Source organism: Candidatus Omnitrophota bacterium (assembly GCA_030695905.1).
Lineage (GTDB): Bacteria > Omnitrophota > Gorgyraeia > 2-01-FULL-45-10 > 2-01-FULL-45-10 > CAZHPY01.
In genome coordinates, this window is the sequence record JAUYOL010000036.1 from 25,880 (window position 1) to 46,308 (window position 20,429).

At 42.8% G+C, this 20,429-nt stretch carries 21 protein-coding genes; all 21 read right to left on the reverse strand.

From position 1 onward, the window contains the following. Positions 1-3: 3 nt before the first annotated feature. Entirely contained in the window at positions 4-1,056 is a 1,053-nt protein-coding gene (gene gap, locus Q8R38_05510; GenBank protein MDP3791478.1) for a type I glyceraldehyde-3-phosphate dehydrogenase, read from the reverse strand. Between the two features lie 17 nt (positions 1,057-1,073). Further along, positions 1,074-2,078, reverse strand: a complete 1,005-nt coding sequence (galT, locus tag Q8R38_05515; protein ID MDP3791479.1) for a galactose-1-phosphate uridylyltransferase — start codon at positions 2,076-2,078, stop codon at positions 1,074-1,076. Continuing rightward, on the reverse strand, positions 2,075-3,109 hold the full coding sequence (locus Q8R38_05520; protein ID MDP3791480.1) for a galactose-1-phosphate uridylyltransferase: 1,035 nt from the start codon (positions 3,107-3,109) through the stop codon (positions 2,075-2,077). The genes galT and Q8R38_05520 overlap by 4 nt, the downstream gene beginning before the upstream one ends. Further along, complete coding sequence (locus Q8R38_05525) at positions 3,102-4,412, reverse strand: CBS domain-containing protein (protein MDP3791481.1); 1,311 nt, start codon at positions 4,410-4,412, stop codon at positions 3,102-3,104. The genes Q8R38_05520 and Q8R38_05525 overlap by 8 nt, the downstream gene beginning before the upstream one ends. Before the next feature lie 48 nt (positions 4,413-4,460). Continuing rightward, positions 4,461-5,399, reverse strand: a complete 939-nt coding sequence (fmt, locus tag Q8R38_05530) for a methionyl-tRNA formyltransferase (GenBank protein ID MDP3791482.1) — start codon at positions 5,397-5,399, stop codon at positions 4,461-4,463. 16 nt (positions 5,400-5,415) lie between these two features. Beyond that, positions 5,416-5,760: a type II toxin-antitoxin system PemK/MazF family toxin gene (locus Q8R38_05535; GenBank protein MDP3791483.1), complete on the reverse strand. Its 345-nt coding sequence runs from the start codon at positions 5,758-5,760 to the stop codon at positions 5,416-5,418. Continuing rightward, complete coding sequence (locus Q8R38_05540; protein MDP3791484.1) at positions 5,750-6,001, reverse strand: hypothetical protein; 252 nt, start codon at positions 5,999-6,001, stop codon at positions 5,750-5,752. The genes Q8R38_05535 and Q8R38_05540 overlap by 11 nt, the downstream gene beginning before the upstream one ends. 156 nt (positions 6,002-6,157) lie before the next feature. Further along, on the reverse strand, positions 6,158-8,158 hold the full coding sequence (priA, locus tag Q8R38_05545; protein MDP3791485.1) for a primosomal protein N': 2,001 nt from the start codon (positions 8,156-8,158) through the stop codon (positions 6,158-6,160). Continuing rightward, entirely contained in the window at positions 8,137-8,835 is a 699-nt protein-coding gene (locus Q8R38_05550; protein ID MDP3791486.1) for a uracil-DNA glycosylase, read from the reverse strand. The genes priA and Q8R38_05550 overlap by 22 nt, the downstream gene beginning before the upstream one ends. Further along, positions 8,825-9,952: a glycosyltransferase gene (locus Q8R38_05555; GenBank protein ID MDP3791487.1), complete on the reverse strand. Its 1,128-nt coding sequence runs from the start codon at positions 9,950-9,952 to the stop codon at positions 8,825-8,827. Before Q8R38_05555 ends, Q8R38_05550 begins: the two co-directional genes overlap by 11 nt. Then, on the reverse strand, positions 9,952-10,989 hold the full coding sequence (locus Q8R38_05560) for a GDP-mannose 4,6-dehydratase (protein ID MDP3791488.1): 1,038 nt from the start codon (positions 10,987-10,989) through the stop codon (positions 9,952-9,954). Before Q8R38_05560 ends, Q8R38_05555 begins: the two co-directional genes overlap by 1 nt. Then, positions 10,986-11,564, reverse strand: a complete 579-nt coding sequence (locus tag Q8R38_05565) for an HAD family hydrolase (protein MDP3791489.1) — start codon at positions 11,562-11,564, stop codon at positions 10,986-10,988. The genes Q8R38_05560 and Q8R38_05565 overlap by 4 nt, the downstream gene beginning before the upstream one ends. Next, positions 11,561-12,214, reverse strand: coding sequence for a class I SAM-dependent methyltransferase (locus tag Q8R38_05570; GenBank protein MDP3791490.1), 654 nt, complete (start codon positions 12,212-12,214; stop codon positions 11,561-11,563). Before Q8R38_05570 ends, Q8R38_05565 begins: the two co-directional genes overlap by 4 nt. Positions 12,215-12,324: 110 nt before the next feature. After that, the gene (locus Q8R38_05575; GenBank protein MDP3791491.1) at positions 12,325-13,617 is read right to left on the reverse strand and encodes a glycosyltransferase family 39 protein; all 1,293 of its coding nucleotides are present in this window, start codon (positions 13,615-13,617) and stop codon (positions 12,325-12,327) included. Next, entirely contained in the window at positions 13,617-14,018 is a 402-nt protein-coding gene (locus Q8R38_05580; GenBank protein ID MDP3791492.1) for a hypothetical protein, read from the reverse strand. Before Q8R38_05580 ends, Q8R38_05575 begins: the two co-directional genes overlap by 1 nt. Position 14,019: 1 nt before the next feature. Next, entirely contained in the window at positions 14,020-14,715 is a 696-nt protein-coding gene (locus tag Q8R38_05585; protein ID MDP3791493.1) for a glycosyltransferase family 2 protein, read from the reverse strand. Beyond that, positions 14,712-15,494 (reverse strand): glycosyltransferase family 2 protein, encoded by a 783-nt coding sequence (locus Q8R38_05590; protein ID MDP3791494.1) that lies wholly within the window; start codon positions 15,492-15,494, stop codon positions 14,712-14,714. Before Q8R38_05590 ends, Q8R38_05585 begins: the two co-directional genes overlap by 4 nt. Before the next feature lie 69 nt (positions 15,495-15,563). Then, positions 15,564-16,577 carry a glycosyltransferase family 2 protein gene (locus Q8R38_05595; GenBank protein MDP3791495.1) on the reverse strand — a complete coding sequence of 338 codons (1,014 nt, stop codon included), beginning with the start codon at positions 16,575-16,577 and terminating at the stop codon, positions 15,564-15,566. After that, positions 16,562-17,659, reverse strand: coding sequence for a glycosyltransferase family 9 protein (locus Q8R38_05600; GenBank protein MDP3791496.1), 1,098 nt, complete (start codon positions 17,657-17,659; stop codon positions 16,562-16,564). Before Q8R38_05600 ends, Q8R38_05595 begins: the two co-directional genes overlap by 16 nt. Next, positions 17,623-19,374, reverse strand: coding sequence for a glycosyltransferase family 9 protein (locus Q8R38_05605; GenBank protein MDP3791497.1), 1,752 nt, complete (start codon positions 19,372-19,374; stop codon positions 17,623-17,625). The genes Q8R38_05600 and Q8R38_05605 overlap by 37 nt, the downstream gene beginning before the upstream one ends. Positions 19,375-19,376: 2 nt before the next feature. Continuing rightward, positions 19,377-20,321, reverse strand: a complete 945-nt coding sequence (locus tag Q8R38_05610; GenBank protein ID MDP3791498.1) for an O-antigen ligase family protein — start codon at positions 20,319-20,321, stop codon at positions 19,377-19,379. Positions 20,322-20,429: the final 108 nt, after the last annotated feature.

Consider the following 20,429-nt stretch of genomic DNA (forward strand, 5'->3'; position numbering starts at 1 on the left):
ATCCTACAGCCCCTTCTTTATCATGTACTCGATTAAATCAACCACTCTCGATGAGTAGCCCCACTCGTTATCGTACCACGCGACGACTTTCGCGAAATTACCGCCTATAACCTTGGTAAGCTTCGAATCAACTGTTGACGATGCGGGATAGTGGTTAAAATCTACTGATACGACATCTTCATCTGTATAATCAAGCACGCCTTTCATCTTGCCGTCAGCATAAGACTTTAACATTTTGTTAATATCTTCCGCGGTTGCCTCTTTCTTTAAGACACACGTTAAGTCTACTACGGAAACGTTCGCTATCGGCACTCTTACCGCATACCCGTCCAATTTGCCTTTTAATTCAGGGATTACAAGGCCTATAGCCTTTGCGGCTCCGGTTGAAGTCGGTATCATGGATACCGCCGCGGCTCTGGCGCGCCTCATATCAGAGTGAGGCAGATCCTGCACGCGCTGATCGTTTGTATAAGCATGTATGGTCGTCATCAAGCCTTTTTCGATACCCCAGTTGTCATTCAAAACTTTTGCCACAGGCCCAAGACAGTTGGTTGTACATGACGCGTTGGATATAACAACGTCTTTCTTCGGGTCGTATTTATCTTCATTTACGCCCATAACTATAGTAATGTCCTCGCCTTCGGCCGGGGCAGAGATAATAACTTTCTTCGCACCGCCTTTTGCGACATGGTTTATAGCTCCCTTTACCTCTTTACCCTTTTTGTTTACACCGTCATTCTTCACTGTGAAAAGCCCGGTTGACTCAACTACTATTTCAACGCCAAGCTGCTTCCAGGGTAATTCCGCGGGATCTTTTTTTGCCAACACCTTTATCTCTTTGCCATTAACGATTATCGAATCCGTCCCCGCTTTTACATTACCACCCGGAAAACGGCCGTGCACAGAATCATATTTTAATAGATGCGCCAGACTCTTCGCATCTGTGATATCGTTCACAGCTACAAGCTCTATATTCTTAGAGTTCCTCTCTAATATAGCTCTCCCAACCATCCTTCCTATTCTTCCAAAACCGTTGATGCCTATCTTTACCGCCATTTTGTGTCTCCTCCCTCTTATCCTTCGAGCTTCACACTCAGAAGATTCTGCGCAGCTATATCAGGTGGTACAGGATTAATATAAAATCCACTTCCCCATTCAAAGCCGGCAACCTTAACAAGTTTTGGCATAATCTCTATATGCCAATGGTAGTCCTCCCTCTCGTGGCCGTTTATAGGAGAGGTGTGGACTATAAAATTATAAGCTGGGTCACCCAGGTATTTTTTTATTCTTAATAAACAATCGCGAAGCGCCTTAGCTACGCTCGGAACGGTGTCTCTATCGAGCGTCGTAAGATCGGAAGCGTGGCGTTTGGGCATTATCCATACTTCGTAAGGAAATCTCGACACATAAGGACAGAATGCGATAACTTTAGCGTCTTCGTAAATTACGCGCTCTTTCTCGTCTTGCTCTTCGCGTATCATGTCACAGAATACGCAGCGCTCTTTATAATTGTAATATGTTTTGGCGCCGTCTAATTCCTCATGGACTCTTTTTGGCACTATAGGAAGAGCTATCAGCTGGCTGTGGCAATGCTCCAAAGACGCGCCCGCTATCTTGCCGTAATTTTTGAATATGAGTAAATATTTAAATCTTTTATCGCGCCTTAAATCTATCGAACGCGATACATATGCCCATATAACCTCTTCGGCCTCCTGATATGTAAGGTCCGCCGTATCTTTAAAATGGTCGGGCGTCTCTATTATAACTTCGTGCGCGCCGATACCGTTCATCTGGTCGAATACGCCGAAACCCTGTTTATTTAATTCCCCTTCTATGCGAAGCGCCGGGAATTTATTAGACACTACTCTCAATGTCCAGTTGGGGCTATTCGGCGGCCCGTATTTCCTGTGAACCAGGATTTCCGGAGGCGTCTCATTCTCTTTACCCCAGCAGAAAGGACACGTAGCCTGCCCCTTCTTCTCATTCGACTCTATCTTAAAATCACCGACGCTTGGGATCCTGTCTAAGAAGGTCACTATCCATCTACCCGTAACAGGTTCTCGCCTTAGTTCGTTCATATTTTCGCCTCCCTGACGCTCTTACATGCGTCCTCGGGCGGAAGCGGATTGATATAAAAACCGCTGCCCCATTCGAATCCCGCGACACGTGTCAGTATAGGCAGGACCTCGAAGTGCCAATGATAATCGTAATCTATGGTATCCCAATACCTTCTCCTGCCCACATCGCGTCTAAAAGGCGCTGTGTGCAGCACAACATTGTACGGGAAATCGCCTATGACTTTTCGCAGTTTAGCGAATGTCTGGCCGACGATGTCTCCGAAATCCTCGGCCCTGTCTTTAGGCGTCTTATAAAAATCACATGAGTGCTCTTTGGGGAGAAACCACGTTTCGAACGGAAAGCGCGACGCAAAAGGCATTATGGCTATAAAATGCTTCGTCTCCATAACGACTCTCTTCTCGGCTTCGACTTCCTGCTTTATAATATCGCAGAATATGCAGCGCTCTTTATAATCGTAATATTTTTTGGCTCCTTCAAGCTCGGTCTTAACTCTCTTTAAATTTACCGGGGTGCCTATAAGCTGAAGTCTCTGATGTTTCAAATGCCCGCCGCCTGCCGCCCTGCCGTGGTTCTTAACCACAAGCACGTATTTAATACGGGGGTCTTTTTCAAGATCCTTAATTCTATCTATCATAACGCCAAAAACCTTGGCCATGTTCTCATTAGAAGGCGCCCCCTCGACTATATGATTAGGTGTTTCCACTATTATTTCGTGCGCGCCTATCGCATCCATAATATCGTACATACCATGGCCGTGACGGTTTAAATCGCCACCCGGCATCAGAAGCGGGAACTTGTACGGAATCACGCGCACATCCCAACCCGGCGTATTAGGCTTTGTTCCTTGTTTCCTCAAAGCGCATATTTCCGGCGGCGTCATGCTTTCATTGCCTTCGCAGAACGGACACTTCTCTCCCTGCGCCATCTCTTCTTTTTCAACGCCCGAACTAAATTGGTCAGGCCGTCTCGCCCTTTCTGTTGCGATTATTACCCATCTACCCACAACAGGATCACGTCTTAATTCAGGCATTACTCTCTCCTTTTAAGAAAACTAAAAAATCGCCGGGGTTAACTACTCCAAGGATATTACCGTTCTCATCCTTGACTATTATAAGTTCGCTCTTTCTCGCTTCCGCCTTCTGTAACGCCGTCTTTAACGACGTGTGAGGCCCTACCGTTATGAAGCGGCGCTGCATCACCTGCGTCACGGAGCTTTCCAGCTGCTTGCCCAACTCCGGGATCTTGAATACCACATCTTTTTTTATGCTTCTTAATTTTTCCTTTATAAATTCGTATAATTCTGTAACCGGTATGTGTTTATGGCTTATCGGTATCTGCTGTATAGGCTTCCCTTCTATAAAATTTATATGCGTCTCAAGCGCCGACTGGCCGCTATCTTCGTCTATCGTAAGCAGGTACCTTAGCGAACTGTCGGGAACCCTGTCTATCTTATCCTTTGGTATTGCCGCCAGATACGAAAGCTCGCACGCGTCGCGCTCTTCACAATCCAGGAACGCATAATTATCTTTTATATACCTTGCCAGGTCATTGTCCTGATCGCGATAAACAGTAACATATTTCTCCAAGGTATCTATAGCATCCGCTAAAAATACGCCCAGAGCCACGTCTATATTATAGAGAAGTCCGCTTGCGACTATCGCGGTATCATCCGATTGACCCGGCCCGACATGGTGGCGTATATATAGATACTTTATGTGCTTGGAGTCCCGGTATTTTATCTTCTCTTCTTCGATTATCAGGCCGCACTCTTTGTACTCTTCGAGCCTGTCCTGATTCTCCTGATGCGCCAGCATTTCACCGTCGAGGCCCATCTCTTCCATTATATCGGTATTGACCAAATAACACTGGCCGTAACCGATCTCTATTTTAAAGAGCTCTTCTGTCGCGTGCCTTATATCGGGGTCGTCCCTTAAGCCCCCCAGATACAGGCCTTTTAATATATCGTGGTAGTTTACTGTCTTTTCTTTAAAGAACGGAATGCCTAAAAACGGCTTACCGTTCCTCGTTACGAGCCTGTCCCTTGGGTCATCGCCCAGAGCACTATCAACGAACTCAACTATCTCATCGATAGCTTCTTGCCGCTTAGCCTTTGTCGCTTTAGGGGACCGCCCCAGCGCCCTTACTATATCGTCAATAGTCGTATTTACATAGAAACGCTTATTGAAACTTCCCGCCCCATTATGAGCCCTTCCTTCGATGGATTGCATAAATATAAGATCTTCCACCCTGGGGCTTGTATAAAGACGTTCTGAAGACTTAAGATGCCGAAAATCCTCTTGAATCAGTTCCTTTGGCGCAACTTTTCTCTGCATGGTAATTTCAAGATTATAGCATAATCGGTCTAATATGCAATAAAAATTCTAGGAGTCGAATACGTAACCGGGCTGGATTTTATGGCCGCAGAGGAAGGCGTCCGTATCGAAGGGCTTCCTGCCTTCGATTTGAACATATTGTATCAACAGGCTTCCGGCGCCCGTCTTAACTACGATACCTTTGTGCTTTGGAATATCTATAACCTCGCCATTTTGGACATCTCTATTTCCTATATCAAGAACTTCCGTCTTCAAGATCTTCAGGATCTTTTTGCCAAAATGGGTATAGGCGCTGGGCCATGGGAGGAACCCACGCACCTTATTATGGATATTTAAGGCCGGCTCACCCCAATCTATCAAGCCGTCATCCTTCTTTAACTTGGGCGCATAGGTCGCCTGGCCGGCATCTTGCGGCACCAATTTTGCCGTGCCCGCCCGTATCAGATCCATCGTTTCCAGCACCGCATCGGCACCAAGATCGGACAATTTTTCGCTTAGAGTAATATTCGTATCTTCTGTATCGATTACGGTCTCTTTCTTTAATATGATATCGCCCTCATCCATCTTCTCATTCATCTTTATGATCGTCACACCAGATTTTGTATCGCCGTTTATTATCGCCCAATTTGTTGGCGCGGCACCCCTGTATTTAGGCAATAACGAACTATGAATATTTATCGAATATATACTTGGGATCTTGAGCACTTCATTTTTTAGTATCTGGCCAAATGCGACTACGACAAATAAGTCCGCGCCAAGAGTTTTGAGATAATTTAGCGACTCCTCACTAGACGCGTCGATTGGCTGATAGACGGGAATATCTTTGGTTTCGGCAAGAACCTTGGTTGGGGGTGGAGAAATCTTTAGGGCCCTGCCCTTCTGTCTGTCAGGCTGTGTCACGACCGCGAGCACTTTGTGCTTCGAGTCTATAAGCCTATGCAGTATGCCAAGCGCAAAATCCGATGTCCCGAAAAACACTATGTTCATGAATATGTTCCGCTTCCTATGCCAGGCCTAAACTAACTTTGATCGCCTCGTCCACCATAAGGATTTCCTCTGCCGAAAGACTTCCAACCTTTCTTTCAATCCTATCCTTGTCTATAGTTCGGATCTGGGACAGTAAAACAGTTGAATCCTCTTTGAGGCCGGCCGTACCTTTTTTAATTTGTACATTTGTGGGGTATTCTTTGGAAAACTTCTTTGTTGTAAGAGGCGCTATTATTACTGTCGGCGCGGCTTCATTGCCCACATTATTTTGTATCACGAGCACCGGCCTTCTACCCGCCTGCTCTGAACCCTTTGTCGGATTAAGATCGACATAAAATATGTCTCCCCGCTTAATTGACATATTTCATCGCCTCTTCGTCAAGACCTTCAAAGTCTTTCATTATCCTCAGCGATTCGCTGGCCATTTCAGCATAGCCCTCAGCAAGAAGTTTCTTCATCCTTTTGTTTTTTAAAAGCTCTAAATAAAAAGATAGCGCTTTTTGGATCAACGTACTTCTGCCTATATGTTCACGCCTTGATTCTTCGTCTATGCGGACTTTTAAGCCTGCCGGGATGGTTATATTTATATGTTCAGCTCTCATATCATGCCTCCTCTTCTAGTATACACTAAAAGTATATATCATAAGTATCTACTTGTCAATCCTTTTTTTCCAAAATGGATCTTCAGATATAGATATATGCAAGCTGCGAGAAAGAGCATAGCTAGGACATACTTTATCTGCTATGTCATATCCTTTCTACATCGCTATAGGGTCAACATCTACCGCTATTAAAACACCGTGTGGCTTGCGAAATGAGCCAAGAACCTTGCGTAAAAACGCGCACATTGCGGCTCGGTCGGAGCCCTTCAATAGTATATTATACCTGAAATATCCGCGCATTCTCGCTATCGGTGCAGGCGCCGGACCTGCAACCATCAAATCTTTGTCCGCACCCCTAATAGCTTCCGCAAGGTTTTGAGCCGATTTCAAAGTAAGCTCGTCGTTTCTTGCCCTGACAGTTATTTTAACAAGATTTACGAACGGAGGGAAGAGTAATTCTTTGCGTGACTTTATCTCTTCCTCATAAAATTTCTCATAATCATGCTTCGCGGCTGTGAGTATGGAATAGTGACTTGGCGCGTATGTCTGTATTATCACCTCACCGGCATGCTCGCCACGGCCGGCCCTGCCCCCGACCTGCGTCAATAAATTAAATGTTCTTTCACTCGCCCTGAAGTCAGGCAGATTCAGGGTGACATCGGCAGACACGACGCCGACTAAAGTTACCTCTGGAAAATCGAGCCCCTTCGCTATCATCTGAGTGCCAACCAAAAGACTCGTATCCCCCGAATTAAAATCGCCTAATATTTTATCGTGCGAGCCTCTTTTTTGCGTTGTATCCGAATCCATTCTCGCGATATGCGCGTTCGCGAACTGATGACTTATCTCCGATTCCACACGCTCCGTACCTAAGCCAAAATATTTTATGTATGAACTTTTACATTTGGGGCATATATCAGGGGCCGGCTGCTTATAATCACAGTAGTGGCATATCATCTTCTTCTCGTCAAAATGATAAACCATAACCGTATCACATCTTTTGCATTTTAATACAAGGCCGCATTTCTTACAGCTTACAAATGTCGAGAACCCGCGCCTGTTTAAGAATATTATCGCCTGCTTGCCTTTTTTCAGTGTGCTATCTATGGCATCCAGAAGGACCTTGGAGAATATCGCTATTTTTTTGCGCGTCGCAAGCTCCATACGCATATCAACTATCTTAACCTTGGGCAGCAACCTCTCATCGATTCTCTTCGTCAGCCTGACAAGCTTATATTCTCCGCGCTTGGCTTTGTAGTAAGACTCGAGTGAGGGTGTCGCGCTTCCGAGTATAAGAGGGCAATTATTGATCCTGGCCCTCTCTTCCGCGACATCCCGCGCGTGATACCGCGGCACATCGTCCTGCTTGTAACTCGTTTCATGCTCTTCATCTATTATGATAACCCCCAGATTAGCCATAGGGCTGAATATTGCCGATCTCGGGCCAACGACTATACTGGCCAGGCCGTCTTTTATCCTTTTCCATTCAAGAAATCGATTCGCCGGAGTAAGTTTTGAATGTATGACGGCCACCTTATCGCCAAATCTCGAGACGAACCTTTCAACAGTTTGAGGCGTCAAGGATATTTCTGGCACTAACATTATCGCGGACCTGCCTTTATTCAAAGCATGGTCTATGGCCTGCAGATATACTTCTGTCTTGCCGCTTGAAGTTATACCGTGCAAAAGAAATGTCTCGTATTTTTTTGTATCTATAACATCTATTACATGCTTTATTGCCTTGGACTGTTCTTCAGTGGCTTTATGCGGGCCCGTAATAGGAAAGTCATTGAAATTTATATGAGAATCCTTTAATCTCGTGCCCAATTCTCTCTTTCCCTGTTTTATTCCGGATGGAATGGCGGCAGCTATAGCCTCTCCCCATGAACAAAAATATGTCTCTTTTATCCAATGCGTAAGCTTTAACATCTCCTGGGAAAGAATCGGTTCTTTATCTATGACGCCTTCGATACTCTTGACATCTTTAACATCAGCCTCATCACTTAAGTCAACCACATAGCCGACGACCCTTCTATTAGTAAAAGGAATGAAGACACGTTTACCTATAGCTATTTTACTTGCAAGATTATCGGGAATGCCGTAATGGAAAAGCCTGTCGATGGGCAGCGCTATCGCTATCTTTGCGAATTTTGACATGCCAATTCCTTCATAATCTTCTTCATATCAGACCAAACCAGCTTCTTATCATTAGGATTGCGAAGAAGATATGCCGGATGAAAGGTAGGCATAACCTTGATGCCGTTATATTCCTGAAAATGGCCTCTTAATACACTTATGGTCGTCTGGGTCTTCAATAATGTTTGACTGGCAAATTTACCTAAGGTGCATATAACCTTGGGCTTTATTATCTGGGCTTGCTTTTTTACAATGTCTTCACATGCCGCTATCTCTTCAGGGGACGGGATACGGTTGTTCGGCGGCCTGCATTTTAAGATATTAGCTATATATACATCTTCTCTTTTAAGACCCATGGCTTCGATTATTTTGGTCAAAAGCTTCCCTGCCCTACCGACAAATGGAAGGCCCTGGATATCTTCGTCTTGCCCGGGCGCTTCGCCTATAAACATAAGCTCTGCCTTCGGGTTGCCCGCGCCAAATACAACATTGCGACGCGTCTTATGCAGACCACAGCATTTACATGTCAGCGCATTATTTCTTAAGGCTTCCAATTCATTCGAAACGCCTCCATCCTGACTTCCGGCCGGGCAACTTCGCGGCGCCGTAAATATTTCGTCGATACCCGATGCCTTATCGAGTTCGATATAAGACTTTATTGAAGCTACTATGTCTTTAAGTTCAGAACTATAACTCATACGCTAACTTAGCCACATCGTAGGCGGCATTGGGTTTTCTTACGCGCCTTATCGACTCTTTCATGCTATCCAATTTCATCGGATTACTTATTAACTCCTCGAGCGCGCCTTTTAAATCCTCTAACTTGTCAACTTTAACCGCCGCGTCATTTTTAATAAGGAAATTACAGTTTGCTGTTTCCTGCCCTATTATTGGCGATATTACTACCATAGGCACATCTTTTGCCAGGCTTTCGGAAACGGTTATCCCGCCCGATTTTGAAATGAGTATATCGGAGATCTCCATATACTCATACACATTATCAATAAAGCCAGTAACTTTTATGTTGAGTTTCAGATCTGCTTTTAACTGTTCTATCTTTTTCACCAGTTCCTCATTGCGGCCGCATACAACCACCGCCTGCAGATCTCTTTTTATCTGGGCTATAACTTTCACTATTCCTTCGATCGGCCCCACGCCAAATCCGCCGCCAATAACGAGGATAGTAAATAGGTCGTCTTTCAAACCGGTTGCCTTAAATATATTGGCCCTGTCCGAATGCCTCGAGAATACCGGCTCAACCGGAATACCCATTACTTTTATTATCGAAGGATCGACTTTGCGAACTTCAAGCTCACGCCCCACATCATCGCTGGCAACAACATAGTAGTCGGTCCCCTCGGATATCCACCATGCATGAACCCGGTAATCGGTGATAACCGTAATGAGCTTTGTATGCGCAACACCCTTCCTTTTCATGTCCGCTATGACTTCACTTGCGAAAAAGTGTGTCGAAATTACCACATCCGGCTTCATATCAAGGATAAGGCTCACCAGTTTTTTGGAACTTGCCCAATTATTGATGCGCCTCAAGCCCGACACAAAAAGATCCACAAAAGGGATGTCGGTAAGATAATAAGATAACCCCCAGAATGTCGGTAACTTATTCACCATCAATAGATACGCCTGCAGATACGACCATTTAAAGAAATTATTCGTATAATCGAGCGCGTCTATCAGCGTAACTTCTACGTCCGGCAGGTTCATCTCTTCATACGCCTTCTTTACCGCTATTGACGCCTTCTTGTGCCCTATCCCAGCAGTAGCGTAAACCACTAATATTTTTTTCTTGGCCATTATTTAAATAGCTCCTTATTTTCTTTGACCCATTTTACCAGCATATCCACGCCATCGACCGGACCTGTCCTCGGACTCCAGCCTAATTCTTTTGAAGCTTTTGATATATCTGATATGTAAACTTTCTGATCGGACGGCCTCCAACCGGCGAATTTATACTTCATCTTGTTCCCGGTATTTGCCTCCAATATATCTATAAATTCAAGCAGCGACATAGTATTCCCCTGTCCGCCGCCTATATTGTATACACCGTGCTTTATGCCAGATCTGTAAAATTTATCATACGCCTCGACCAGGTCATCAACATACAATACGTCGCGGACTTGTTTGCCGTCACCATAAATAGTTATCGGCCTCTTCATTATATTCGATATGACAAAATGCGCCACCCAGCCCTGATCTTCGAACCCGAACTGTCTTGTACCGTAAATACAACTCATTCTGAATACCGCCGTCTTCATACCGTATGTATTGGCATATTCCTGAACGTATATATCACCCGTATACTTACTTGCGCCGTAAGGCGTGTGACCGGTCAAATCTATCGGCATATCCTCCCCGACGCCGGATACACCATCATATACATATCTCTTCTCTTTCTCTATAAGGTTTATCACATCGATATTCTCGCCGAACACTTTATTGGTAGAGCAATATATAAAAGTCACTTTCTTCGATTTTAGCCTTAAGGCATCTAAAACATTTAGAGTGCCGAAAGCGTTTATGCTAAAATCTTCCATCGGCTCTTCGCATGATAAGCCGACTCCAGGCTGCCCCGCAGTATGTATACATAAGTCCACGCCCTTGCCTATGGCCATTAAAACATCTTTCTTGACCCTAACATCGCCTTTTATCCTTTTAATATTCTTGAAACCTTTTAGATAATTCCAGTTATACTCCACGCTCTTTTTATCACATTTAAACAGCTTCGATCTCATCAGGTTGTCCAGCACTACAACGTTATCGCCTTTTTTAGCGTAATATTCGGCAGCGTGGCTTCCCACCATTCCCGCTCCGCCTGTAACAAGAACTCTCATGATAATTCCCCCTTAACTAACCCGTTAACTGCCTCAAGAAGATCCTTAAATATATAATCAGGTTTATCCGGCCAGTCTTTTACATCTTCCCTTGAACTTTTACCGGACAAAACAAGCACTGTCTTACAGCCTGCGCTCTTTCCCGCTATAACGTCTCTTTTATCATCGCCGATAAAATATGTTTTTTTAAGATCGATGTTATGCTTCTTGGCCGCCATTTCGAACATACCGGGTTTTGGCTTTCTGCAATTACAATTATCTTCACTCCTATGGATGCAGTAAAAAGACTCTTTGACTTCACCACCGTTTTTTCTTATCTCTTTTTGCATAAGACCGTTGATCTTGCCCAGCTTCTCCTGCGTGTAAAAACCTTTACTCACGCCGCCCTGATTCGAAACTATTATCACTTTGATACCCTTTTCCTTCAATAACTTCAGCGCCTTAAACACTCCGGGCAAAAAGTGAAACTCGGTCCAGTCTGTCACATAGCTATGTTCTGTCCATCCGGACGGATCTTTATTAATAACACCATCTCTATCTATGAAGATATAACTTATACTTGCACGCCGGCTCATCTCCAGGCCTCGCAATACATATTATCATTAAAAGACCATGCTGAAATATTTATTTTCCTAAAACCAGCCTTCTGCAATATGCTCTTTAAGTTTACGGGATCAAAATATATCATGTGGTCAGGCGGACGAAAACCCGTCCAACGCCCTTTTTTAATTTTCCTGTTTAAACAACCATAATTTACCGTCTTTAATAACAATACACCTCCGGCATTTAAGTGTTCGAAGCAAATTTTAAGCGCTGCCAGAGGATCATCCAGATGCTCAAGAAGAGATATCATCGTTATGCCATTGTATTTTTCTTTACTGAAGTCGACGCTTATAAAATTACCTGTAATTACTTTTATCTCAGGATCCTTTCTGGCTAAAGAGGCCAGATGATCCGATATCTCTATGCCGGCGCATACAAAGTCTTTTTTTGCTAACTTTAGAAAACTGCCGTCTCCGCAACCTATATCGAGAATTTTAGACCCGGGCGCTAAATATCGGCGCAGCTTATTATAAAATATGGCGCTTTTATCACGCTTCGCTATTCTACCAAAAAACCTCTTCAGCATTCTTGATAATTTCTGAAAAATATTCTTCCGCTTAACATTCCTCTCGATTATCTTTGCTTCGGAATAACATTCCGCACGTGTTTCTCTTGCGGGCATGGGATCTATCTTGGCAAAACAGCACAGAGCGCACTCTTGTATATTCCAATTCTTTATTCTATACCGATCAACCCATTTTGTAGAGCCGCAGGCCGGACAACTTAACACTTCTATATCTCCAGTTTAAGTTTATTAAATAAAACGGCGAGGAATAATACCGCCACAGGCACAAAATGCATAAATAATCTGCTACCGGTGGTGCTAAGATGCCACCCTATGCCCTGGGGCGCGGAAGAGAGTATATAAACCATCGAATATCCAAAGAGTATTAGCAATATACTAATGGCCAAAGGCAGGATATCCTTTGATAGCACTTTTACACAAGCTCCCCATACTGTGGCCGCTATCAAGAGTATCCATATTATATTCCACTTCTTAGGGCCAAAAAATTGTATTTGATATTCGTATAATATCTGCGGTATTCTTTCAAATCCGGATATTAATCTCGTCAAAAAAGAAGACTGTGAAGATGCAAAGTCGGAATTAACTGTAAGCCCCACTGACTCCCACGCAAACACATAAACTACAACCATAAGAACGGAAAAGACGGCGTAAGCATACCCTTTAACGTTAAAAGGCTTCCCCCTGGCCGTATAAATCACAGCGATAACGGCATTTATGGATGCGAACATTATTCCTTCGGACTTGGTCCAAATAGCCAGCGCCGACAGTATAAAGGAAAGTATTAAAAATACACCTTTCTTTTCCCTGATCCAAAGATATAGGTAAAATATAGCCGATGAACAATAAAATGCGAATGGCAGGTCCGCGTATCCGTTAGTAGCAAAATCCGTTATTTGGGGAATGGTCGCAAGTAGAAATGTAAAAAATAATGATTGCCTTCTGCTTATGAACCTTCTGCAAGCGGAATAAAAAACTACCAGAAGCGCTACATAATACAAAGGGAAGATAATCTTCACCAAGAGATCATTTAGCGAACCAAAAAGCGTATAAAAAAATGTCTCCGCAAGAGGTATTAACAGCGGATACTCTATATGAGGAACGAAGTTTTTAAAAGAGCTGAAAAAATCATGCGGTATAGATTGGTTGATATAGAATACCTTGGCTTTTAACGCATATATCGCTATCGCGTCATATGACTCCATTGGCATTATAAGCGTCCTAAAGAAAGCGTACAATAGTTCGAAAGATATGCCTAATATAAAAAAATTTTCCAGGGCGGATAATGGATCTGTTCCATTATGGTTACATGATTTTCCTTTCCCCGGTTTAATTAATAAGGCCGCAACTATAAGCGGGATAATACAAACAGTTAAAGAAAGCATGCTAAATTTGATACCAATTAATGAAAGCATGGCCATCTCTAAGGTTAAAAAACCGAGCCCTATGCAATAGAAGAGAGCTATTCTTTCAGCTAAAAAAAATACCGCCGAAACCATCATTAACCCGTCTTTCTTAAAATGTATGTTTGGGTATCAAGCCTATTAAAAATTTTATACTTATCCCGAAAAAAACCTTTTGTTTTATAAACAAAGACGTACTCCGGATCTTCTTTTTCGATATTCGGATAAAGATAATAACGCATCCTCCTGTGCTCGATGGAGTATTTCTCAATTCCTGCAATTTCGTATGTCGAAGGCTCTTTTATGGAATCTTTACAAAAATTTATAAAAGCATAGAGCTCCGCGCCCGTTACATGGGCTCTCTTCTCTTCCGTGGAAAGCTTAATAAGGCTGGTATATTCGCTCAAAAGGCCCTTTTTAAAATACGGCCTTATTAAAAATACGGCCCAGATGATGACCCAGGCCGCTAATATGATCCTGACTACGGCTTTCTTGCCCATTCTAATCGACAAACCTATATTTTAGCAACGCCCACAATGCACCGAATCCATGTGTCCAATTGATCTTTTTACCTTCGGCATAATTTCTACCATAATACGATATCGGCATCTCATATATCCTAAGGTTCTTATTCTTTAATATTTTGGCTGTAAGTTCCGGCTCTACAGAAAAATCATTGGACTTTATAGAAATTGCAGCTATAACATCTTTCTTAAACATCTTGTAACACGTTTCCATATCAGAGAGTGTTGTATTATATAAAAGGTTAGTCAAGAATGTGAGAAAATCATTGCCGACTCTGTGCCAGAATAGGTGCACCCTCTGCGGCTTACCTCCTGACAGCCTGGAGCCATACACAGCATCGGCTAAGCCCGCCTGAATAGGCTTTATCATTTCAGTGAATTCATTAGGGTCGTACTCCAGGTCAGCGTCCTGTATAACGGCAACATCCGCGGTTATGTTTTTAAAACCCGTTCGTAAAGCCGCGCCCTTACCCATGTTCTTATCGTGAAATAATAGCTTAACTCGACTGTCTAATTTTGCACTTTTTAATAGCTCCCTGGTTCCATCAGTAGAATAATCGTCAACAACTATTATCTCTTTTACAATATTGAGCTTTAATACCTTATCGACAATCTTTAAAACTGTATTTTTTTCATTATATACGGGCATTACGACGGAAAGTGTAGCGCTCACTTGACCTTCCTTTCTTTTTCATTCTGCAGCATCTCCCAATATTTAACATACGACATTATTTGATAGAAGCCTCCACCCCAGGCTGCCATTAAACCCACCAGCCCATCTCTAAATCCCTGCTCGAATAAATAATATCTTAAAAACCTCGATAAAAATTTACGATACGCCTTGAGAAATCCGATTTTTCTCTTCTCTTCAAACCATTTCTTTGCCTCGAGCGTAGTCTGGTTGTTGAGGCTCTGGAAGAAATCATGAAAATTATTATAAGAATAATGTATGATATCCCCCTTTAAGAAACGGCCGCAGCTGCCATGATATATTATCTTTGGATGCACACCCTTCTCTTCGTACCTGACAATGCGTTTGTCTATAAGCCTGTCTTTGCTGGCGGGGTACCATCCTCCGTATCGGATCCATTTTTTTCCCAAATATGTTTTTATTGGTATGCAAAAAACTACGTCTTTTATGGGTTTTTTAAACAACTCCCGTAACTCACTCGCAAGCTCCTGGCTGACCCTCTCATCAGCATCAAGACTAAGCACCCAATCATTCTTCGCCAAACTATAAGCATAATTCCTATGAGCACCCTCAACATCCATTTTCCTAAAAAATACCCTTCCCGTAAATTGTTTTGCTATCTCTACTGTCTTATCGATACTATTATCATCCAACACGATTATTTCGTCAGCCCACGATACGCTTTTAAGGCAATCGGCTATATTGCCTTCTTCATTCTTTGTTATCACTACCACTGAAACTGGAACTGGAACTTTCTCCATTGTAACTCCTTTTACACCGCCCCGGTGGAAGTGTAGCATGCTACTATGACACCGGGGCGGTGTAATTCATCAATAAGAGTAGACTTTTGCTTTGTGGATAAACGATAGCCCTTCTAAGACTTTTATCAATCTTTCATCCGCAACGTATATTTCACTGAATCTCTTTTTTTTGAATAAAATCTTAAAAAGCGTCTTCATGCAAAAGAATTTGCCGAATTCAGCTGCTATTATATTGGAATGGCGCGGCAAATCCAAACGTTTTCTTGAAAACGCCCACACCCAAAAACCGTTCCTGGCCGTATTGAGCGCGTCTTTATTGAATTTGACCAGCATATACTCATCTACCGGATCCAGGATATAGGCTATCCACCTGCGCTTGCCCCACCTGAATTCATAGATCTGCCTATTACGTTCAAAATTTTCATCAAAGACTTGATCGCGGCCGAATGACGTCCCTTCCCTGTGATAAACATAAGCGCCGCTTGCCCTCGCGCATAAAAATCCGGCTTTTATCGCGCGACGGGAATAGTCAGTATCTTCAAAGTTCCCCATACCATATATTTCATCGAATACGCCTATCTTGTTAATGACATCTTTTTTAATGAGCATGCAAAAACCTATGGCGGAGCCTATCTCTTCCCATGTCCCGGGCTCTCTTCTCATACTCAAAGCATATTCCTCTATAGATGCCCCCTTATCGGGCTTCTGACCCATAGTATTACTCGAAGGATTTACAAGGCCTATTATAGACGAAGCTTCGGCAACTCTTATCATCTCGCCAAGCCAACCGTTTGCGGTTACGGCATCGTTATTCAGTAAGCAAACATATGAGGCATCCGACAACCTCACGCCCTGATTCGCCGCTTTGACAAACCCAAGATTATTTTCATTCCTTATAAGAAGCAGCTTCCTGCCCAGCGGTTGTCTCAAGCCCTCAAGATAGCTTTTGGTCTCTTCACCGCTCGCGTTATCTATTACAATTATCCTATAATCCACATCTCCGGTATTTTTTACTATTGAGTCTATACAATCTTTCGTAAGCTCAAGTTGATTCCATACCGGAATGACTATGTCGCAGCGCATAACATGTCTTTCACTTTTTGAAATACCTCATCAACGCTCACATCTTCGAGGCATCGCCTGTCGTTGTCGCATCCATTAAAACGAAAATCCTTATAACACGGCCTGCAGGATACATCCTTCTTTATCACCGCATGCTTTTGGCCGGGCGGATAAGGGCCATATACCTTTTCATCGACAGGGCCGAATATAGAAACCGTACTTACCCCCAACGCTACCGCCATGTGCAAAGGGCCGCCATCGTTGCAGACTAAAATACTTAATTCTTTTATAGCGGCCGCCAATTCTTCCAAGTCGAACTTTCCTGTAAGATCTGCTATATTTTTATTGCCGGCAATATCAATTATTTTACCGGCAAGCAATTTTTCATCCGAACTACCCAATAAAACTATATGAGCACCCGCTTCTCTGGATATTTTCTGCGCCAACTGTCCGAAATTTTCTGCCGGCCATTGCTTATAAAAAGCATCTTTCCCCCAGCTGGCCCCTCCGCCCATCGCTATCCCTATTACGGGCCTGGATAGATCGACTCCTGATTGTGACAACCTTCTTCTTGCATTAGCCTTATTTTCATCCGACACATTTAGGTAAAGCGATTTATCTTTTGGGTAAACTTCTATAAGCTTTAAAAGGTCAGCGTAATATTCGACCACATGCTTGCCGGAGTAACCCGTTAAAACAATCCTATCGGTGAGAAACCGGCCTCTTGCCTTATAGTCAAAACCTATGCGTTTCTTTATTCCTGCCAGTTTTGACCATAAGCCGTATCTAGTATCAAGCGAAAAGTCAAAAGCCGCATCAAACCTTTCCCTTCTTATTCCCATTATCAAACCCGATAACGCCCCCAACCCTTTTAACCCCTTATTAATCCCTTTTAGGCCCTTATAGATCCTTTTAATATCACCTCTTGATAGCGGGAAGACCTTACTAATATCGGGGTTACCTTTTAGCAACTCCCCCACTCTTTCATTGCACCAATAACCTATATAACTACCAGGATGCTTCTCTTTTATGGCTTTGATGACAGGCGTTGTAAACAATACATCGCCTATACCGAAAGGATTGATGATGAGGAATTTTTCCACTCTCTTACCTTATCTAAAACCTCTTCTACGCTGATATCGGAGAGGTTATTTTTTTCGATAACTATATTTCCACTTCCCCACGGCCCCCATCTTTTAGGACCTTTACCCGGCATATCATTTCTAAATAACGCGATTACTGGCGTCCCTACGCTGCAGGCAAGATGCACCGGACCCGAATCTCCGGAAATTAAAAGCCCTGACTTCTTTAATATAGCCGCCAGTTGCGGCAGCGTCGTCTTACCTGTTAGATTCAATATGCGGTCATTTATATAATTGAAGCTTGCGCTTTTTTCTATTTCATCCTTGCCGCCCACAATCACAACATCCAGGTTAAATTCTTTTACCAACTTTAGCGCCAATTCGCGAAACCGTTCCACGGGCCACTGTTTTATAGCGTCACTTGTCCAGGGGTGGATGACGATTAATCCCACCGCCGCGGTGAAATCCCGGCTAATTGGCATAGCGCCGCAGCAGCGTAATTCCGTTTCGTTAATTTTCAAAGAAAGGCTTTTATCTTTCGTATCGGCTCCGACTATTCTTACAAGATCGAGGTTATATTCAATCTCGTGCTTTTGTGCAAGATATTTCCTGTCTTCTATCTTTTTCGTCAGAAGAAAATCCCACTTATGCGCATAACCAATACGCTCCGGGATACCGGCTATCTTTACCGCTATATTGGAATCTTTCGAAGGATTCATTACAAATACAATATCTATACTCTTTTTCTTTAGCAGGCCGGAGAATTTAAGGATATCGACCATAGAATGCTTTCCACTCTTCCACACGATAACTTCATCAACATTAGGAATCTTCGCAGCAATTTCTTTTACATGATTATCCACAGCCAATATTATTTTTGAGGCTGGAAATTTTTCTTTTAACGCGCGTATTGCCGGGATATTGAGCAAGAATTCACCAAATCTGTCATTTCTCATAACGAGAATGTTTTTTCTATCTTTGACTAACTCCCAAACCTTCGCCCACTTTAAGAAATGCACCCATGAAAAAAGGATAGCAAATACAAATCCATACAGTCCCTCTTTATAACCCTTGTTTTTAATATACATCTTTTTAAATAGCTTGGCTGGTTTCGCTCTAAGATTATATTTTATGTTCCTAATGGAAAGATCTTTCTCCGTATCGATAATATCCCTGGCCTGCAAATCCGTATATCTATTCTGTCTATCGATAAACTCCGATATCGAATCAAACGGGGTATGCATAATATCGGCATCAAGGTGTCCCACATCCCCGTCAACTATCATCTTTTCATGCACCCTTCCTTCATATCGAGCCTTATTTTTCCTAAAAAGATGCTGGGACCAGTGATACCATCCGCCATAAGTAAAAGCGTGGCCCAAAAATATATTCTTTCTCCTGAACTTAAAGGCGTTATAATTCGTGGCCGGCAAAATCAGGTCGCACTTTTGCTTAAAGTCATCCGTTATGACCTCGTCACTGTCAAGCTGCAGCACCCATTGGCTGGAGGCTTTGTCGCTACCAAAGTTTCTTTCGGCTGAAAACTCTCCGAGAAATTTATGTGGATAAACTTTTGCGTTAAAACTTTCCACTATTTTGGCAGTATTGTCAGTGCTCTCGCCGTCAACAATAATAATTTCATCCGCCCAGCCGGTAAGCGATTTCAGGCAATCGCCTATCTTCTTTTCCGAATTTTTGGACAGAACCACTGCAGATATGGAATAATTCTTTGGCATATTTAAATTTTTTCTTCCAAAAACTTATTTAACGACACTATGTATGCGGTCATCACCCAAAAAAGAGTGGTAAGCCTTAGAGAAAATAGATTGGTATCCAGCCCAGACTGTATAAGAAATGCCACATAGCCGGCCAGTGCACCTAAAAGTATAAATCCTTCGACGCCGCTTTTTATTTTCTTCCTTAGATCTCGCACTGTTTGTTTTACTACAATAAATATGGCTGAAAGGAAAGCGGCAAGCCCGAATATTCCTATCTCAGACCACATCTGCAGATATGAGTTATGAGAGTACATAATACCCCAATATTCCGATGGCTTATAAATAGGAAAGTACCTGGAAAAAGTATTGACACCAAAACCAAAAAAAGGATGCACTTTAATCATCTCCCATGTGCCCTTCCATAGCTGAGTCCTCTCCCATACCGTATTTTGTTCAAAAGCAAAAAGTCCCTTAATTCTGTCGAAGCCATGCGGGGACAACATAACAACCGATATTATTGCTAAAGGAATAATAACCGAAATTTTCTTATTATAAAAATAGAAGTAGACTATCATGCCTAACAGAAAAGCTACCCATGCCCCTCTGGACGAGGTCCTTATAAGACAGTAGGCTCCCAAGATACAGTTTATTGCAATAAAGGCCCTGTGGTTCTTTTTAAAGTAAGGACATAAAAAACAGAGCGATATAGGTAAAATGGCTATTATATATGCCGCAAAATCGTTGGGATGAGCAAATGAACCCGATATTCTGTGTAATTTGTCGGTAAGGGCGATCTCATTATGCCGCACCATATCGAAATTAAATACCGACTGAAATATCCCATTAAAAAAAGTAAAGCATGATATACCCACAATCACCCAAAATGTTCTGCCGAGCAGTTTTTTGTTACCGCTAAAAAAGTCGGTAAGGGCGAAGAATAGGAATACAAATTTAATTATTCGCAAAAACCCTCGTATACTCTCGTTAAAGTAGGCACTCCTAAAAAATGTCACCAATATAACTGCACACAATATATATATTGGAAAATTAATAGGTGTTTTAGGCAGCTTGTA

Coding starts and splice junctions, on each gene's coding strand:
- gap (MDP3791478.1), bottom strand. CDS start 1,056: ATGGCGGTAAAGATAGGCATCAACGGTTTTGGAAGAATAGGAAGGATG.
- galT (MDP3791479.1), bottom strand. CDS start 2,078: ATGAACGAACTAAGGCGAGAACCTGTTACGGGTAGATGGATAGTGACC.
- Q8R38_05520 (MDP3791480.1), bottom strand. CDS start 3,109: ATGCCTGAATTAAGACGTGATCCTGTTGTGGGTAGATGGGTAATAATC.
- Q8R38_05525 (MDP3791481.1), bottom strand. CDS start 4,412: ATGCAGAGAAAAGTTGCGCCAAAGGAACTGATTCAAGAGGATTTTCGG.
- fmt (MDP3791482.1), bottom strand. CDS start 5,399: ATGAACATAGTGTTTTTCGGGACATCGGATTTTGCGCTTGGCATACTG.
- Q8R38_05535 (MDP3791483.1), bottom strand. CDS start 5,760: ATGTCAATTAAGCGGGGAGACATATTTTATGTCGATCTTAATCCGACA.
- Q8R38_05540 (MDP3791484.1), bottom strand. CDS start 6,001: ATGAGAGCTGAACATATAAATATAACCATCCCGGCAGGCTTAAAAGTC.
- priA (MDP3791485.1), bottom strand. CDS start 8,158: ATGTCAAAATTCGCAAAGATAGCGATAGCGCTGCCCATCGACAGGCTT.
- Q8R38_05550 (MDP3791486.1), bottom strand. CDS start 8,835: ATGAGTTATAGTTCTGAACTTAAAGACATAGTAGCTTCAATAAAGTCT.
- Q8R38_05555 (MDP3791487.1), bottom strand. CDS start 9,952: ATGGCCAAGAAAAAAATATTAGTGGTTTACGCTACTGCTGGGATAGGG.
- Q8R38_05560 (MDP3791488.1), bottom strand. CDS start 10,989: ATGAGAGTTCTTGTTACAGGCGGAGCGGGAATGGTGGGAAGCCACGCT.
- Q8R38_05565 (MDP3791489.1), bottom strand. CDS start 11,564: ATGAGCCGGCGTGCAAGTATAAGTTATATCTTCATAGATAGAGATGGT.
- Q8R38_05570 (MDP3791490.1), bottom strand. CDS start 12,214: ATGCCCGCAAGAGAAACACGTGCGGAATGTTATTCCGAAGCAAAGATA.
- Q8R38_05575 (MDP3791491.1), bottom strand. CDS start 13,617: ATGATGGTTTCGGCGGTATTTTTTTTAGCTGAAAGAATAGCTCTCTTC.
- Q8R38_05580 (MDP3791492.1), bottom strand. CDS start 14,018: ATGGGCAAGAAAGCCGTAGTCAGGATCATATTAGCGGCCTGGGTCATC.
- Q8R38_05590 (MDP3791494.1), bottom strand. CDS start 15,494: ATGGAGAAAGTTCCAGTTCCAGTTTCAGTGGTAGTGATAACAAAGAAT.
- Q8R38_05595 (MDP3791495.1), bottom strand. CDS start 16,577: ATGCGCTGCGACATAGTCATTCCGGTATGGAATCAACTTGAGCTTACG.
- Q8R38_05605 (MDP3791497.1), bottom strand. CDS start 19,374: ATGCCAAAGAATTATTCCATATCTGCAGTGGTTCTGTCCAAAAATTCG.